Source organism: Pigmentiphaga litoralis, from assembly GCF_013408655.1.
Lineage (GTDB): Bacteria > Pseudomonadota > Gammaproteobacteria > Burkholderiales > Burkholderiaceae_B > Pigmentiphaga > Pigmentiphaga litoralis_A.
This window is the reverse complement of sequence record NZ_JACCBP010000001.1, coordinates 526,030-541,417: the sequence shown is the minus strand read 5'-3', so window position 1 is coordinate 541,417 and position 15,388 is coordinate 526,030. Positions and strand designations below refer to the sequence as shown.

Genomic DNA, 15,388 nt, shown 5'->3' with positions numbered 1-15,388 from the left:
GGGTTTCTGATGGATAACAGATAGGAAATGCACATGGCGTAAGACGGCAGCGGCAACGTCGAAACAGGCCGACGCTGCGCTGGGCACCCAGGGTGCTGAGGACTACGCTCATTCAATCCTATGTCAGTAGGCGCGAAAAATCGTTGAACAAGGCGACCGCCATGAGCACCATCAGGATGCTCAATCCGGCACGTTGCCCGATTTCCATCCAGCGCTCTGGAGGGGGGCTGCCCTTCACGATCTCGACGAGATAATACAGCAGGTGCCCACCGTCGAGCATGGGGATGGGCAACAGATTCAGTACGCCCAGGCTTACGCTGACCAAGGCAAGGAACGCAATATACGCTTCCAGCCCGATCCTTGCGGTTTGCCCGGCATAGTCGGCGATGGTAACCGGTCCGCTCAGGTTGCGTAAGGACACGTTGCCGGTAAGCATCTTGCCAAGCATCCGCAACGAGAACCACGAGACTTCGGCGGTCTTTTGTGCGCCCATGACCAGGCTGTCGATCGGGCCGTAGCGCATGGTGATCAGTTCGACGTCGCCGCCGATCTGGGCGCCCACCCGGCCGACTGGCGCGGTGGCGCCGGCCGGCGTTTCGGCGCGCGGCATGACATTCAGCGTCATGGGCACGCCGTCGCGCACGATGGCGATCGGCAGGGTGCGGCCCGGGTATTGCTGGATGGTCTGGATGAATTCGGTAGCCGACGGGTCGCGCTTGTCGGCCACGCCCACCACGCGGTCGCCCGCCAGCAAACCGGCGTCGGCCGCGGCGCTGCCGTCGACCACGGCCCGGATGATCGGGCGCGGGCTGGTCAGGGCGAGCCCTTCCCGGCCCAGCACGTCGCCTTCCATGTCGTCGAGCGCGACCCGCCCGAAATCCATGACGCGGACGGCTTCGGCGCCACTGGCGGTCTTGACGGTGATGTCGGCGGATTCCTTGTCGGTCAGGCGCTTGAGCAGCACCCAGCGCGCGTCGCCCCAGGATGCCACGGGCGAACCGTCGATGGCCGTGATGCGGTCGCCGGCCGAAATGCCTGCTTTTGCGGCGGCCGAATTGGCGGCGGGCGCACCCAGGATAGGCGCCGGTTCCTTGATGCCGATCATGTTCAGCGACGCGTACAGCAGCGCTGCCAGCACGAGGTTGAAGATGGGCCCCGCCGCAACGATGGCGATCCGGTTGCTGACCGGCTTGGCGTTGAAGGCTTCGTGGCGCTGCGATGCGGGCACGTCGCCTTCGCGTTCATCCAGCATCTTGACGTAGCCGCCCAGCGGAATGGCCGACAGCGCCCATTCCGTGCCGCGACGGTCCGTACGGCGGAACAGGACCTTGCCGAAACCGACCGAGAAACGCAGGATGCGGACGCCGCAGGCGCGGGCGACCAGGTAGTGACCCATTTCGTGGATCACGACAAGAATGCCAAGGGCTAGCGCGAAAGCCGCCAAGGTGAGCAGCATGGGAATTCCCGAATGAGGTAACGACAGGAGGTAGTGCTGGAGGTAGTGCTGGAGGTCGTACGGAAGGTCGTAGGGAGGTGCTAGGGATGGACAGGGCTCAACCGGACAAGTTCGTCCTGGGTCCAGCGGCGGACGTCGGCGTCGAAGGCCAGCAGACCGTCCAGCGTGTTGAGGTCGACGTGCGATGCCGCGGCGGCCCGCCCATTAAGCACCGACTCGATCACGTTGGCAATGTCCATGTAGGCCAATTTGTCGCACAGGAAGGCTTCGACCGCGACCTCGTTGGCAGCATTGAGCGCAATACAGGCCGTCTGCCCGGCTGCCAGGGCTTCGAACGCCAGGCGCAAGCATGGAAACCGCGGCAGATCGGGCTCTTCGAAGTCCAGCCGGCCGATACGGGCCAGGTCCAGCGAGCCGACGCCGGCGTCGATCCGGTCGGGAAACGCCAGCCCGTAGGCGATCGGCGTGCGCATGTCAGGATTTCCCAATTGCGCCAGCACGGAGCCGTCGTCGTATTCGACCATCGAATGGATCATGCTTTGTGGGTGCACCAGTACCTTGATGCGTTCGGGCGGCATCGCGAACAGCCAGTGCGCCTCGATCACTTCCAGGCCCTTGTTCAGCATGGTGGCCGAGTCGACCGAAATCTTGCGGCCCATGGACCAGTTCGGGTGCGCGCAGGCCTGCGCGGGTGTCACGTCGCGCAGTTCCTGCAGCGTCCGGTTGCGGAACGGGCCGCCCGACGCCGTCAGGATCAGCTTGCGAACAGACTTTTCGGGTGACGTCGGCGCACCTGCCCGGCCGTGGTGCGGCAGGCATTGGAAAATCGCGTTGTGCTCGCTGTCGATCGGCAGCAGTTCGGCGCCATTGTCACGGATCGCGTCCATGAACAGGCCGCCTGCCACCACCAGGGCTTCCTTGTTGGCCAGCAGCACCCGCTTGCCGGCGCGCGCCGCCGCCAGGGCGCCCGGCAGCCCGGCGGCGCCCACGATCGCGGCCATGACCGTATCGCTGCCCGGATCGGCGGCAATCTCGGCCAGCGCTGCGTCGCCCACATGCACGTCGGGGGCCTTGCCGGCCTCACCCCACGCGGTCAGGAAACGTTCGCGGGCTGCTGCATCGGGCACCACGACTACGGCAGGGCGGAACACCTTGGCCTGTTCAGCCAGCTTGTCCATCCGCTGGTACGCGGTCAGGGCATGCACCCGGTACAGGTCAGGGTGGCGAGCGATGACGTCCAGCGTGCTGACGCCGATCGAACCGGTCGCCCCCAGGACGGTAACGGAACGGAGCGTCATGACAGCAGCAGGGCCAGCGGCAGTACCGGGATCAACGCGTCGATACGGTCAAAGACGCCGCCGTGGCCAGGCAACAGGTTGCTGGAATCCTTGTACCCTGCCCTGCGCTTGAGCAGCGATTCGAAGAGGTCGCCGGCGATCGAGAGGCAGGCCAGCAGCAAGGCAATGACGATGGCGCCGGCCAGCGTCCAGCGGGCCGCCAGGGCCGCGCCAAAGGTGGACGGGAAGAACGTGCAGATCACCACGAAAACGATCACGCCGGCAATGCCGCCCATCGCGCCTTCCAGGGTCTTGCCCGGGCTGATGTGCGGGGCCAGCTTGCGTTTGCCCAGCGCCTTGCCGGTAAAGTAGGCGGCGATATCGGCCACCCACACGACGGCAAGCAGGGTCAGCAGGAACGTGACGCCGCGCGCATGGGCGGCCATCAGGGCGCCCCAGGCTGCAACCAGCGCAAACGGGGCGAACACCGTCAGCATCAGGTTGCGCGCAGGCGCCTTGGCGTCGGCACGGAACAGCGACGGCACGATGATCAGGAGCCAGATCAGCGACAGCACGCTCCACAGCGTCAGCCACCCGGTGGATGGCGCGGTCCAGGCAACCGATGTGGCCGCCTGCCAGCCGATCAGCACGACACCCAGCACCACGGCGGCGATGACTTCGGGACCCACCCCCGCCTTGTCGACGGCCCCGTGCGGGCGGCCCAGCGTCAGACGCCACCACTCCCACAACGCCGCCGACACGAACAGGGCCATCAGGACGTGGAACGGCAGCGGACTGGGAACGGCCAGCGCCGCCGCGAGAATGATCAGGAGCACTACGGCGGTGATGACGCGTTGTCCGAGCATGCGACCTCAGTGATCGGCGGGCTGCCGCGTGGCGGCCTGCACTTCAGGTTGTTGGATCTGGGCGCTGGTGCGGCCGAATCGCCGTTCCCGTCCCTGGTAGGACTGGCAGGCCAGATCGAGCTGGGCGGCGTCGAAATCCGGCCAGAAGCAGTCGGTGAAATACAGCTCGGTGTAGGCAAGCTGCCAGATCAGGAAATTGGAAATGCGCTTTTCGCCGCCGGTCCGGATGAACAGGTCGGGCTCGGGCGCATAAGCCATCGCCAGGTAGGACGACAGCATGGATTCGTCGATCAGGTCCGGCTGGGCCGCAAGTTCGGGCCGCTCGGCCAGCAGACGGCGCGTGGCCTGCAGGATGTCCCAGCGGCCGCCGTAGTTGGCAGCGACCGACAGGGTCAGCACGTCATTGTTGGCAGTGCGCGCTTCGACGTCGCGCACCAGTTCCTGCAGCCGCGGCTCGAAGGCGCTGATGTCACCGACCACACGCAGGCGGATGCCGTTGCGGTGCAGCTTGGTGACTTCGCGTTCGAGCGCGTGCATGAAAAGGCGCATCAGCAGCGAGACTTCGTCCGGAGGACGACGCCAGTTTTCGGAGCTGAAGGCAAACAGCGTGAGGTATTTGATACCCCGGTCGACGCAGGCTTCGACAATGTTCCTGACGGCGTCCACACCCTTCTTGTGGCCCGCGAAACGGGGCAGGAAACGGCGGGTTGCCCAGCGTCCGTTTCCGTCCATGATGATCGCAACGTGCCGCGGCACGTTGTCCGTCGCGGGGATGCCCAGGGTCGAACTCAGGACCATGACCGATAAACCTTAGAAATGAAATCGACCCCTCAAACCGTCATGATGTCGGTTTCTTTCTGCTGCACGAGTTTGTCGATGTCGGCGACATAACGGTCGGTCAGCTTCTGGATCTCGTCCTGGGCACGGCGCTCTTCGTCTTCGGAGATGGCCTTGTCCTTGACGAGCTTCTTCAGTTGCTCGTTTGCGTCGCGGCGCAGGTTGCGGACGGCAACCTTGGCGTCTTCGCCCTCGCCCTTCGCGACCTTCGACAGTTCGCGGCGGCGTTCTTCGGTCAGTGCCGGGGTCGGGACGCGGATCGTGTCGCCCATGCCTTGGGGGTTCAGGCCGAGGTCGGAGTCGCGAATCGCTTTCTCGATGACCGGGCCCATCTTCTTTTCCCAGGGCTGAACGTTAATCGTGCGGGCGTCGAACAGGGACACGCTGGCCACCTGGCTCAGCGGCACCAGCGAGCCATAGTAATCGACCTGGACGTGGTCCAGGATGCCGGCGTGGGCGCGGCCCGTACGAATCTTTGCCAGATCGAGCTTCAGGTTCTCGACGGACTTGCCCATTTTCGTGTCGGCGTTTTTCTTGACGTCGGATGCACTCATGAGGGTCTCCTAATAGTGGTGCGGTCGATCAGACGTGAACCAGCGTGCCTTCATCGTCGCCCAACAGGACGCGCTTCAGGGCACCGGGTTTGTTGATCGAAAATACCTTGATCGGCAGCTTCTGGTCGCGGCACAGCGCAAAGGCCGTCGCGTCCATGACTTCCAGGCGCTTGGTGATGGCCTCGTCGAACGTGATGCGGCTGTAGCGCGTGGCGTTCGGATCCTTCTTGGGATCCGCCGAGTAGATGCCATCGACCTTGGTGGCTTTCAATACGACTTCGGCACCGATTTCGGCGCCGCGCAGGGCGGCGGCCGTATCGGTGGTGAAGAAGGGGTTGCCGGTACCGGCAGCGAAGATGACGACCTTGCCTTCTTCGAGGTAACGCAGGGCTTTGGGGCGGATGTAGGGCTCGACGACCTGTTCGATGTTGAGCGCGGATTGCACACGCGCGTCGACACCGCGACGCTTGAGCGCGTCCTGCAGGGCCAGCGAGTTCATGATGGTGGCCATCATGCCCATGTAGTCCGCCGTGGCGCGGTCCATTCCCTGGGCGCCGGGAGCAACGCCGCGGAAGATGTTGCCGCCGCCGATGACCAGTGCGAGTTCCACGCCCATGGCGCAGACTTCGACGATTTCTTCGACCATGCGATTGATGGTGGCGCGATTGATACCGAACGCGTCGTCACCCATCAGCGCTTCGCCGGAAAGCTTGAGCAGTACTCGTTTGTAGGCGCCTGGCTTGGAATTGCCCGATGCGTTGTTCTCTACCGTCATACCTGCTCCCAATGCGTGTCCGGTCAAACTGAATTCGTGTCACGGGACGCTGCCGTGCGGCGCGTCCCGTGGTGGTACTTCTTTCCCGGCCCGCGGGGGTGAGCCCGCGAGCCTGGAAGATCAGCCCTTCGAGGCTGCGACCTGCGCGGCCACTTCGGCTGCGAAGTCGTTGGCTTTCTTTTCGATGCCTTCGCCGACCACATACAGCACGAATTGCTGGATGCTCGAGCCCTTGGACTTGAGCACCTGCTCGACGGTCTGCTTGTCGTCCTTGACGAACGGTTGCGACAACAGCGTAACCTCTTTCAGGAACTTCTGGATCGAGCCTTCAACCATCTTGGTGATGATCTCGGCTGGCTTGCCCGATTCGGCAGCCTTGGCTTCGGCAACCGAACGCTCGCGCTGGATGTCGTCAGCCGACACGCCAGTGGTGTCCAGTGCCTTCGGCTTGGTCGCGGCGATGTGCATGGCCAGGTCCTTGCCCAGGGCTTCGTCGCCCGAGAACTCGACCAGCACGCCGATGCGGCCGCCGTGCACGTACTGGGCAACTTTGTTTTCGGTCGCGATGCGGGTAAAGCGGCGAACGGTGATGTTTTCACCGATCTTGCCGATCAGGCCGGTACGAACCGTGTCGACGGTGCTGTCGCGGAACGCCAGGGCGCCCAGGGCGTCGACGTCGGCCGGGTTGGACTTGGCGATCAGTTCGGCCACTTCCTTGGTGAACGCGACGAAGTCGTCGTTCTTGGCCACGAAGTCGGTTTCGCTGTTGACTTCGACCACGGCGGCCAGCTTGGCGTCGTCGGACACCCAGAGGCCGATCAGGCCTTCGGCGGTCACGCGGGCAGCGGCTTTCGATGCCTTGCTGCCCAGCTTGACGCGCAGGACTTCTTCGGCTTTGGCCAGATCGCCGTCAGCCTCGGTAAGTGCCTTCTTGCACTCCATCATTGGGGCGTCGGTTTTCTCGCGCAGTTCCTTGACCATTGCTGCAGTGATTGCGGCCATGATGACTCCTTACGGCATCCCGAGGGTAAACCCGCGGGATAAATGGGTTGGACTAAAAAGAAGGGGCGCGAGGCCCCTTGCAGACAAGAGGGGCTTCACGCCCCTTCCAGACGACTACCCGGGAATCCACAGGATTCCACGAGGCAGTGAAGCCGTGATGTCAGCTGTATGCGGCGACTGTATCAGGCAGCCGGATTACGCTTCCTGCTCGACTTCGACGAATTCGTCGTCGCTGTCTTCGCCGGCGGCTTCCACCACGCCTTGCACAGCCTGTTCACGGCCTTCGATGATCGCATCGGCGATACCGCGGGCGTACAGGGCGATGGCCTTGGACGAGTCGTCGTTGCCCGGGATGATGTGGGCCACGCCGTCGGGCGAGTGGTTGGTATCGACCACGGCGACGACCGGGATGTTCAGGGTCTTGGCTTCGGTGATCGTGATCTTGTGGTAGCCGACGTCGATGATGAAGATGGCGTCAGGCAGGCCGTTCATGTCCTTGATACCGCCGATGGACTTGTTCAGCTTGTCCATTTCGCGTTCGAACATCAGGGCTTCTTTCTTGGTCATGCGTTCGGTCGCGCCGTCGGCCTGCAGGGCTTCCATGTCTTTCAGGCGCTTGATCGAGGTCTTGACCGTCTTGAAGTTGGTCAGCATGCCGCCGAGCCAGCGGCTGTCGACGAAAGGCATGCCGCAGCGCTGGGCTTCCTGGGCGATGATTTCGCGGGCTGCGCGCTTGGTGCTGACAAACAGCACGGTGCCGCGGCGAGCCGACAGTTGACGCACGTACTTGACGGCGTCGTTATACATGGCCAACGTCTTTTCGAGGTTGACGATGTGAATCTTGTTGCGGTGACCGAAGATGTACGGTGCCATCTTGGGGTTCCAGAAGCGGGTCTGGTGACCGAAGTGGACACCTGCTTCCAGCATTTCGCGCATTGTTACAGCCATGATTTACTCCGAGGGTTGGGTCTTGCGCCGCACGTGTATCGCCCGATATGAAGACAAGGGCAGCCTTTCTGGTCTGCCTTGCCCTGCACCGGACAACACCCTGGTTCGTGAAGCACGCGATTTACAGCTATGGGGTATTGCACTTGCTATGGGTATTGCACTTGCCTTGAGTCGTTCTCTTCCACACGCCTGGCTCGGCCAGATCGCAGGAAGCCTATAATTCTACTATTTTCCGGGCCACCTGCTCAAGTCGCTGATGGATGAGTTGGTACGCAGTGCCACGCCCGGACCGCAATTCATTACATTTTGGTACCAAAACCCATGTATATCCCGATCAAGGACGCTGACCAAATCGAGAAAATGCGCGCGGCATGCCGTGATGGCGCATCGGTTCTCGACTACATCGCCCCCTTCGTCAAACCCGGCGTGACCACGGGCGAGCTGGATCGCCTGTGCCATGACTTCATCGTGAACCAGATGGGCGACGTCCCGGCGCCGCTGAATTATGCCCCGCCCGGCTACACCCCTTTTCCCAAGTCCATCTGCACGTCGGTCAATCACCAGATCTGCCACGGCATTCCGGGCGACAAGGTGCTCAAGAGCGGCGACGTGCTCAATATCGACGTGACGGTCATCAAGGATGGCTGGCACGGCGACACCAGCCGCATGTTCTACGTGGGCGAACCGTCGATCCTGGCGCGCCGTCTGTCCGAAGTCACCTATGAATGCATGTGGCTCGGCATCGAACAGGTCCGCGCCGGCGCTTTCCTGGGCGACATCGGCGCGGCGATCCAGGCGCACGCCGACAAGTTCGGCTACAGCGTGGTGCGCGAATTCTGTGGGCACGGCGTGGGCGCGTCGTTCCACGAAGATCCGCAGGTGTTGCATTACGGCAAGGCAGGCACCGGCGTGCAACTCGAAGCCGGCATGATCTTTACGGTGGAACCCATGATCAACGCCGGCCGCCGCGAAATCCGCGAAATGCCGGACGGCTGGACGATCGTGACGCGCGACCGCAGTCTGTCGGCGCAATGGGAACACACCATTCTGGTGACCGAGACGGGGTATGAAATCCTGACCGTGTCGCCCGGCATGCCCGCGCCCCCGGAGTTCGTGGCCGACAAAGCCGCGGTGCAGGCTGCCGTCGACGCGGCGGTCAATTCCGCCGCGCCCTCGGCAGCCCAGGCCGCCGCCTGAACGCCGACACCCCTCGCCTGCCCTTTTGCCTACGGATGCCGACTTCATGCCCTTAGCCGATCACCGCTCCCCTGCCCTGGCCGACGTGCAGGCGCTGCGCAGCACGCTGCGCGCCGAACGCGAGCAGGCCATCGCCACGTTCCGCAGCAATCTGCGGGCCGACGGGCTGCTGACCGAACTGCGGCGCATTGTCGATCGCACCCTGCTGGCCCTGATCGGCATGTATCCCTTGCCGGAAGGCGCGGCGCTGGCTGCGGTGGGCGGCTATGGCCGCGGCGAGCTCTATCCGTACTCGGACGTCGACATCCTGATCCTGCTCAAGCAGGCGCCGACCGACGAGGACGAGTCGCGCGTCAGCAATCTGGTCACGGCCCTGTGGGACCTGGGACTGGAGCCGGGGCATAGCGCCCGCACCATTGACGAATGCATCAGCGAGGCGGCCAAGGACATCACGGTTGAAACCGCGCTGCTAGAAGCCCGCTTCCTGGCGGGCAGCCGGCCGCTGATGCGCGCGTTCGACACCGCCACGCGGGGGTCGCTCGACAAACGCGCGTTCTTCAATGCCAAGCAACTGGAGATGCAGCAGCGGCACACCAAGTACCACTTCACCCCGTACGCGCTGGAACCGAACTGCAAGGAATCGCCGGGCGGACTGCGCGATCTGCAGGTCATCCTGTGGATGGCGCGCGCGGCGGGCTTTGGCAAGAACTGGAACGAGGTGGCCCGCGCGGGTTTGCTGACGGCCGACGAAGCACGCCATTTGCGCCGCGCCGAACAGGCGTTCAAGCGCCTGCGGATCGAACTGCACCTGTTGACGAAACGCCGCGAGGACCGCGTGGTGTTCGACGTGCAGACGGCGCTGGCGGCGGTGTACGGCATCCCGACCACCGGGCCGCGGCGTGCCAGCGAAGTGCTGATGCAGCGGTATTACTGGGCGGCCAAGCTGGTGACCCAGCTCAATACCATCCTGGTGCAGAACATTGAAGACCGGCTGTTTCCGCGCCCCGGCGAAGAAGCGCTGAGCATCGACGATGACTTCTGCAATGTGCATGACCGCCTGGCCACGCATCGCGAAGACGCCTTCGAGCGCAACCCGACGCTGATCCTGCGTGCGTTCCTGATGATGCAGCAGCATCCGGAATTGAAAAGCATGTCGGCCGGAACGTTGCGGGCCCTGTGGCACGCGCGCCGCCTGATCGATGCGCAATTTCGCCGCAATCCGGTCAACAAGCATCTGTTCCTGACGATCCTGCAGCAACCGCGCGGCATCGTGCATGAACTGCGACGCATGAACGACCTGAGCATCCTGCCGCGCTTCGTGTTGCCGTTCCGGCGCATCGTCGGGCAGATGCAGCATGACCTGTTCCATGCCTATACCGTGGATCAGCACATCCTGATGGTGGTGCGCAATCTGCGCCGCTTCACGATGCCCGAGCATGCGCATGAATATCCGCTGTGCAGCCAGCTGATCGCCAACTTCGACCGCCACTGGCTGCTGTATCTGGCCGCCCTCTTCCATGACATTGCCAAAGGCCGGGGCGGTGACCACTCGGTACTGGGCGCGGCCGAGATGCGGCGCTTTTCACGCGACTTCGGCATGGACAAGGCCGACGCGGAACTGGTCGAATTCCTGGTCAAGCATCACCTGACGTTTTCGTCGGTGGCGCAAAAGCAGGACCTGTCCGACCCCGACGTGATCCGGCAGATGGCCGCCGTGGTGGGCGACAAGCGCCATCTGACCGCGCTGTATCTGCTGACCGTGGCCGACATTCGCGGCACGAGTCCCAAGGTGTGGAATGCGTGGAAGGGCAAGCTGCTGGAAGACCTGTACCTGATGACGCGTCAGGCGCTGGGCGGCGATGCGCCGGACCCCACCGCCATCCTGGAAAACCGCAAGCAGGAAGCCGTGCGGATCCTGCGCCTGTACGGCCTGAGCGACGATGCGCAAGCGGCGTTCTGGAAGGAACTGGACGTGGCGTATTTCCTGCGCCATGAAGCGCCCGATATCGCCTGGCAGACGCGGCATCTCTACAAGCATGTGCGCACCCCGGTGCCTATCGTGCGGGCCCGCGTGGCGCCGGTCGGCGAAGGCTTGCAGATTGTGGTCTACCTGAAGGACCGGCCGGATCTGTTCGCGCGCATCGTCGGCTACTTTGACGAACGCCGGCTGAGCATTCAGGACGCGCGCATCCACACCACGCGTCATGGGTGGGCGCTGGACAGTTTCATCGTGCTGGCCGAAGGCTCGCCCAGTGAACAGCGCTCATTATTGAGCCTGGTCGAACATGAGCTGAAAGAACTGCTCGAGACCACGTCGCCGCCCACTGCGCGCACGCCGCTCAGCCCGTCATCGGCCACGGGGTCGCGGCAGTCCCGCCAGTCGCGCATGTTCCCGATCACACCGCAGGTCGAACTTCGGCCCGATGATCGTGGACAGGCTTGGATCCTTGGGGTCACGGCCGCGGACCGCAGCGGCTTGCTGCACGCCATGGCCCGGACCTTTGCGCGGCATGGCGTCAACCTCAAGACCGCGAAGGTCATGACCTTGGGTGAACGGGTGGAAGACACGTTCCTGATCGAAGGCCCGTCATTGAGCAACGCGCGCACGCAGATCCAGTTCGAACAGGAACTGCTGGAAGTGCTGGCATAGCGGAAAAGATGGGCCCTTGTTGATGAGCGTTACAGACAGGGTGGGCCGTTTGGTGGTGTAGTTAAGCCTATCGGACGACTCCGCCATGCCTTCCTGGGAGAACCTGCCTTGCACGAGCGCCGTATCAACCCCCCGCCTGTCATTTTCGAAGACGATCGCACGTCCGTTACGACGGAGGGCCTGAAACGGGCCTTCTACGACCACCTGTTCTACACCCAGGGCAAGTTTCCTGAAATCGCCGGCCTGGGTGACTACTACCAGGCCCTGGCCCATGCCGTGCGCGACCGCACGCTGCAGCGCTGGATCAGCAGCGTGGCCGACCACACCGCCACCGCGCCCAAGACCGTTGCCTACCTGTCTGCCGAGTTCCTGATGGGACCGCACATGGGCAACAACCTGATCAACCTCGGCATCTATGACACCGTCAAGAAAGCGGTGCAGGAAATCGGGTTGGACTTGAATGAATTGCTGCGCCAGGAAGAAGAACCGGGCCTGGGCAACGGCGGCCTGGGACGCCTGGCCGCGTGCTTCATCGACTCGCTGGCCACGGCGGAGATCCCGGCCTTTGGCTATGGCATCCGCTATGAATACGGCATCTTCTACCAGACCATCATGGATGGCTGGCAGGTTGAAAACACCGACAAGTGGCTGCGTCATGGCAACCCTTGGGAAATCCAGCGCGCCGAGTGGGCCGTGGAAGTCAAACTGGGCGGCCACACCGAGCAGTACCAGGACGACCTGGGCCGCCTGCACGTGCGGTGGGCGCCCGAAAAGACCGTGGCCGGTGTGCCGTTTGATTCGCCTATCGTGGGGTACAAGGTCACCACCACCAACACGCTGCGCCTGTGGCGCGCGGAAGCGACCGAAGCCTTCGACTTTTCGCAGTTCAACCGCGGCGACTATCTGGGCGCGGTCGACAAGAAGGTCACGTCCGAAAATCTGACCAAGGCGCTGTACCCCAACGACGAAACCGTGCAGGGCAAGGAACTGCGCCTGGAGCAGCAATACTTTTTCGTGTCATGCTCGTTGCAGGACATGCTGCGCATCCACAAGGCGCGCGGCATGGAGCCGGACACCTTCGATCAGAAATTCGCGATCCAGCTGAACGACACGCACCCGGCCATTGCAGTGGCCGAACTGATGCGCCTGCTGATCGATGACAACATGATGCCGTGGGACCAGGCGTGGGGCATCACGACCCGCACCTTCTCGTACACCAATCACACCCTGCTTCCAGAAGCGCTGGAGCGCTGGCCGCTGGACCTGTTCAAGCGCATCCTGCCGCGCCATCTTGAAATCATCTATGAGATCAACGCGCGCTTCCTGAACGACGTGCGCATCAAGTTCCTGGGCGACGATTCGCGTCTGGCGCGCCTGTCCCTGATCGATGAGAGCGGCGAGCGGTACGTGAGGATGGCCCACCTGGCGTGCGTCGGCAGCCACACCATCAACGGCGTGGCCGAATTGCATTCGGAACTGCTGAAGCAGGACGTGCTGAAAGACTTCTACGAGATGTGGCCCGAGAAGTTCACCAACGTGACCAACGGCGTGACGCCGCGCCGCTGGATGGTGTTGAGCAATCCGCGCCTGACCAAGCTGGTGAGCGAGACGATAGGCGAAGGCTGGATTACCGACCTGCCGCAATTGTCAAAGCTGGAACCGCATGCCGAAGACAGCGCGTTTCGCGACAGCTGGCGCGCGATCAAGCGGGCCAACAAGGTCGATCTGGCCGCGCTGATCCTGCGCCGCACCGGCGTGGCGGTCAGCCCGGATTCGATGTTCGACGTGCTGGTCAAACGTATTCACGAATACAAGCGCCAGCACTTGGCTGTGCTGCACATCATTACGCTGTACCACCGCCTGAAGTCGGGCCGGTCGGCCTATACGCTGCCGCGCACCTTCATCTTTGGTGGTAAGGCCGCGCCGGGCTACACCATGGCCAAGCTGATGATCAAGCTGATCAACGCCGTGGGCGACGTGGTGAACAACGATCGCGACGTGCACGATCTGCTCAAGGTCGTCTTCCTGCCGAACTTCAATGTGACCTACGGTCAATGCGTGTATCCGGGCGCGGATCTGTCTGAGCAGATTTCGCTGGCGGGCAAGGAAGCATCGGGCACCGGCAACATGAAGTTTGCGATGAACGGGGCGCTCACCATCGGCACCATGGACGGCGCGAACATCGAAATCCGCGACCAGGTCAAGGCCGAAAACTTCTTCCTGTTCGGACACACGGCCAGCGAAGTCCATGACATCAAGGCCAGCGGCTATCGGCCCCGCGACATTTATGAAGTGAACGCCGAACTGCGCGCCGTGGTCGACCTGATACAGACGGGTTTCTTCTCGCGCGGCGACACCGACGTATTCAAGCCTATCGTCGACAACCTGCTGGACCACGACCCCTATCTGCTGCTGGCCGACTACCAGTCCTACATCGATTGCCAGGATGTGGTCAGCGACACCTATCGCGAAGCCGACACGTGGGCGCGCATGTCGATCCTGAACAGCGCGCGGTCGGGCAAGTTTTCGTCGGACCGCAGCATTGCCGAATACGCCAAGAACATCTGGAAGGTTGAAGCGGTGCCGATCACGCTCAAGCCCGAAAAAGAACTGTACATGCGCAACGGCATTAGATAACCCCCCAAGGCGCTGCGCGCCTCCCCCAGGGGCGACACTGGCGGACTGGCCAAGCCAGATCCGCTGTGCCCCATACCGGGAGTCCATCATCACACCACTTGAATCAAAGAGACGACTATGAAGCTTTATTACAGCCCGGGCGCCTGCTCACTTGCCCCGCACATCGCCCTGCGCGAAGCCGGGATCGACTTTTCGTGGGAAAAGGTCGACCTGAAGGAAAAGAAGACGGAAACCGGCGCCAACTTTCGTGAAGTGAACCCCAAGGGCTACGTGCCGGCACTGGAAGTCAAGCCGGGGCAGGTCATGACCGAAGTCGCCGTGGTGATGCAGTACCTGGCCGACACGGCAGCCGACAAGAAGCTGGCGCCCGCCGCCGGCAGCGCCGACCGGTATGAATTCCTGATGTGGCTGAACTTCGTGGCCACCGAAATCCACAAGGGCTTTTCGCCCTTGTTCAAGCCGACCGTGCCCGACGATGTGAAGGAAACCTTCAAGGGCTTCCTGAGCCTGCGCCTGGACTACGTGAATGGCGAACTGAGCAAGCGCGACTACCTGATGGCGAGTGGCTATTCGTTGGCCGATGCCTATCTGTTCGTGACCACCGGCTGGGCCGCCAAGACAGGCGTTGACCTGAACAAATGGCCCGCGATCGTGGCGTTCCGCGAGCGCGTGGCGCAGCGTCCGGCGGTGCAGGCTGCCCTGTCGGCGGAAGGCTTGAACGGGTAGATTTTTTTACTGCCCGGCTGATCCGGCGGGCGGATTGAAAAACGGGGCGGGTGGCCGGTGCAGACTCTGCAACCGGACACCCGCCCCGTTCCTTTACAGCCCCCTTCGACAGGGGGGCCCGGTGGTCTTACACCCCGGTTTCCTGCTTGATCGCGTCCTGCTTGAGCGACTCGTTCAGCTGGTCAACGATCAGCGCCCAGGGCGCATCGGCTTTCAGCTGTTCGTGCAGGAACTGGCGCTGACTGTCGCTCCAGAATGGCGCGGCGTAGATGTCGGTGCCGTTCGGCAACTGGTGCGTCTTGATGAACTCGGCGATCGCGTCGTTTTCCGCGTCGAGGCCCAGTTGCAAAAAGAGATTGCTCATCGAAACTTCTGAATCGTCCATCGTGACTCCCGGTAGGTGTGGCGGTGTCTGTCGAGTGTAGAGGGACGGCAATGGCAAATCGGACAGCGCTTGTAACGG

At 63.0% G+C, this 15,388-nt stretch carries 13 protein-coding genes; 4 read left to right on the top strand and 9 right to left on the bottom strand.

The window, feature by feature from the left end:
* Positions 1-118: 118 nt before the first annotated feature.
* The 8 genes from rseP to rpsB all read right to left on the bottom strand — a co-directional run bounded on the left by rseP (position 119) and on the right by rpsB (position 7,715).
* Positions 119-1,456 carry an RIP metalloprotease RseP gene (gene rseP / locus HD883_RS02250; RefSeq protein WP_179588024.1) on the bottom strand — a complete coding sequence of 446 codons (1,338 nt, stop codon included), beginning with the start codon at positions 1,454-1,456 and terminating at the stop codon, positions 119-121.
* A gap of 80 nt (positions 1,457-1,536) precedes the next feature.
* Positions 1,537-2,754, bottom strand: coding sequence for a 1-deoxy-D-xylulose-5-phosphate reductoisomerase (gene ispC, locus HD883_RS02245; RefSeq protein ID WP_179588025.1), 1,218 nt, complete (start codon positions 2,752-2,754; stop codon positions 1,537-1,539).
* On the bottom strand, positions 2,751-3,599 hold the full coding sequence (locus HD883_RS02240; RefSeq protein WP_179588026.1) for a phosphatidate cytidylyltransferase: 849 nt from the start codon (positions 3,597-3,599) through the stop codon (positions 2,751-2,753). Before HD883_RS02240 ends, ispC begins: the two co-directional genes overlap by 4 nt.
* 6 nt (positions 3,600-3,605) lie before the next feature.
* Positions 3,606-4,397 carry a polyprenyl diphosphate synthase gene (gene uppS, locus HD883_RS02235; protein ID WP_179588027.1) on the bottom strand — a complete coding sequence of 264 codons (792 nt, stop codon included), beginning with the start codon at positions 4,395-4,397 and terminating at the stop codon, positions 3,606-3,608.
* A 32-nt stretch (positions 4,398-4,429) separates the two neighbouring features.
* Entirely contained in the window at positions 4,430-4,990 is a 561-nt protein-coding gene (frr, locus tag HD883_RS02230; protein ID WP_179588028.1) for a ribosome recycling factor, read from the bottom strand.
* A gap of 28 nt (positions 4,991-5,018) precedes the next feature.
* Positions 5,019-5,765: a UMP kinase gene (gene pyrH, locus HD883_RS02225; RefSeq protein ID WP_179588029.1), complete on the bottom strand. Its 747-nt coding sequence runs from the start codon at positions 5,763-5,765 to the stop codon at positions 5,019-5,021.
* A 120-nt stretch (positions 5,766-5,885) separates the two neighbouring features.
* Positions 5,886-6,767, bottom strand: coding sequence for a translation elongation factor Ts (gene tsf, locus HD883_RS02220; protein ID WP_179588030.1), 882 nt, complete (start codon positions 6,765-6,767; stop codon positions 5,886-5,888).
* Positions 6,768-6,962: 195 nt separating this feature from the next.
* Positions 6,963-7,715 (bottom strand): 30S ribosomal protein S2, encoded by a 753-nt coding sequence (rpsB, locus tag HD883_RS02215; RefSeq protein WP_179588031.1) that lies wholly within the window; start codon positions 7,713-7,715, stop codon positions 6,963-6,965.
* 321 nt (positions 7,716-8,036) lie between these two features.
* On the opposite strand from rpsB, the gene map reads away from it, so the two are divergent.
* The 4 genes from map to gstA all read left to right on the top strand — a co-directional run bounded on the left by map (position 8,037) and on the right by gstA (position 14,925).
* A complete protein-coding gene (gene map, locus HD883_RS02210) occupies positions 8,037-8,912 on the top strand; it encodes a type I methionyl aminopeptidase (protein ID WP_179588032.1) in 876 nt (291 codons plus the stop codon).
* A gap of 46 nt (positions 8,913-8,958) precedes the next feature.
* Positions 8,959-11,562: a [protein-PII] uridylyltransferase gene (locus HD883_RS02205; RefSeq protein ID WP_179588033.1), complete on the top strand. Its 2,604-nt coding sequence runs from the start codon at positions 8,959-8,961 to the stop codon at positions 11,560-11,562.
* A gap of 108 nt (positions 11,563-11,670) precedes the next feature.
* On the top strand, positions 11,671-14,199 hold the full coding sequence (locus HD883_RS02200) for a glycogen/starch/alpha-glucan phosphorylase (RefSeq protein WP_218863285.1): 2,529 nt from the start codon (positions 11,671-11,673) through the stop codon (positions 14,197-14,199).
* A gap of 117 nt (positions 14,200-14,316) precedes the next feature.
* Positions 14,317-14,925 carry a glutathione transferase GstA gene (gene gstA, locus HD883_RS02195; RefSeq protein WP_179588034.1) on the top strand — a complete coding sequence of 203 codons (609 nt, stop codon included), beginning with the start codon at positions 14,317-14,319 and terminating at the stop codon, positions 14,923-14,925.
* A gap of 127 nt (positions 14,926-15,052) precedes the next feature.
* On the opposite strand, the gene HD883_RS02190 is transcribed toward gstA, so the two are convergent.
* A complete protein-coding gene (locus HD883_RS02190) occupies positions 15,053-15,310 on the bottom strand; it encodes a DUF2789 domain-containing protein (protein ID WP_179588035.1) in 258 nt (85 codons plus the stop codon).
* Positions 15,311-15,388 lie beyond the last annotated feature (78 nt).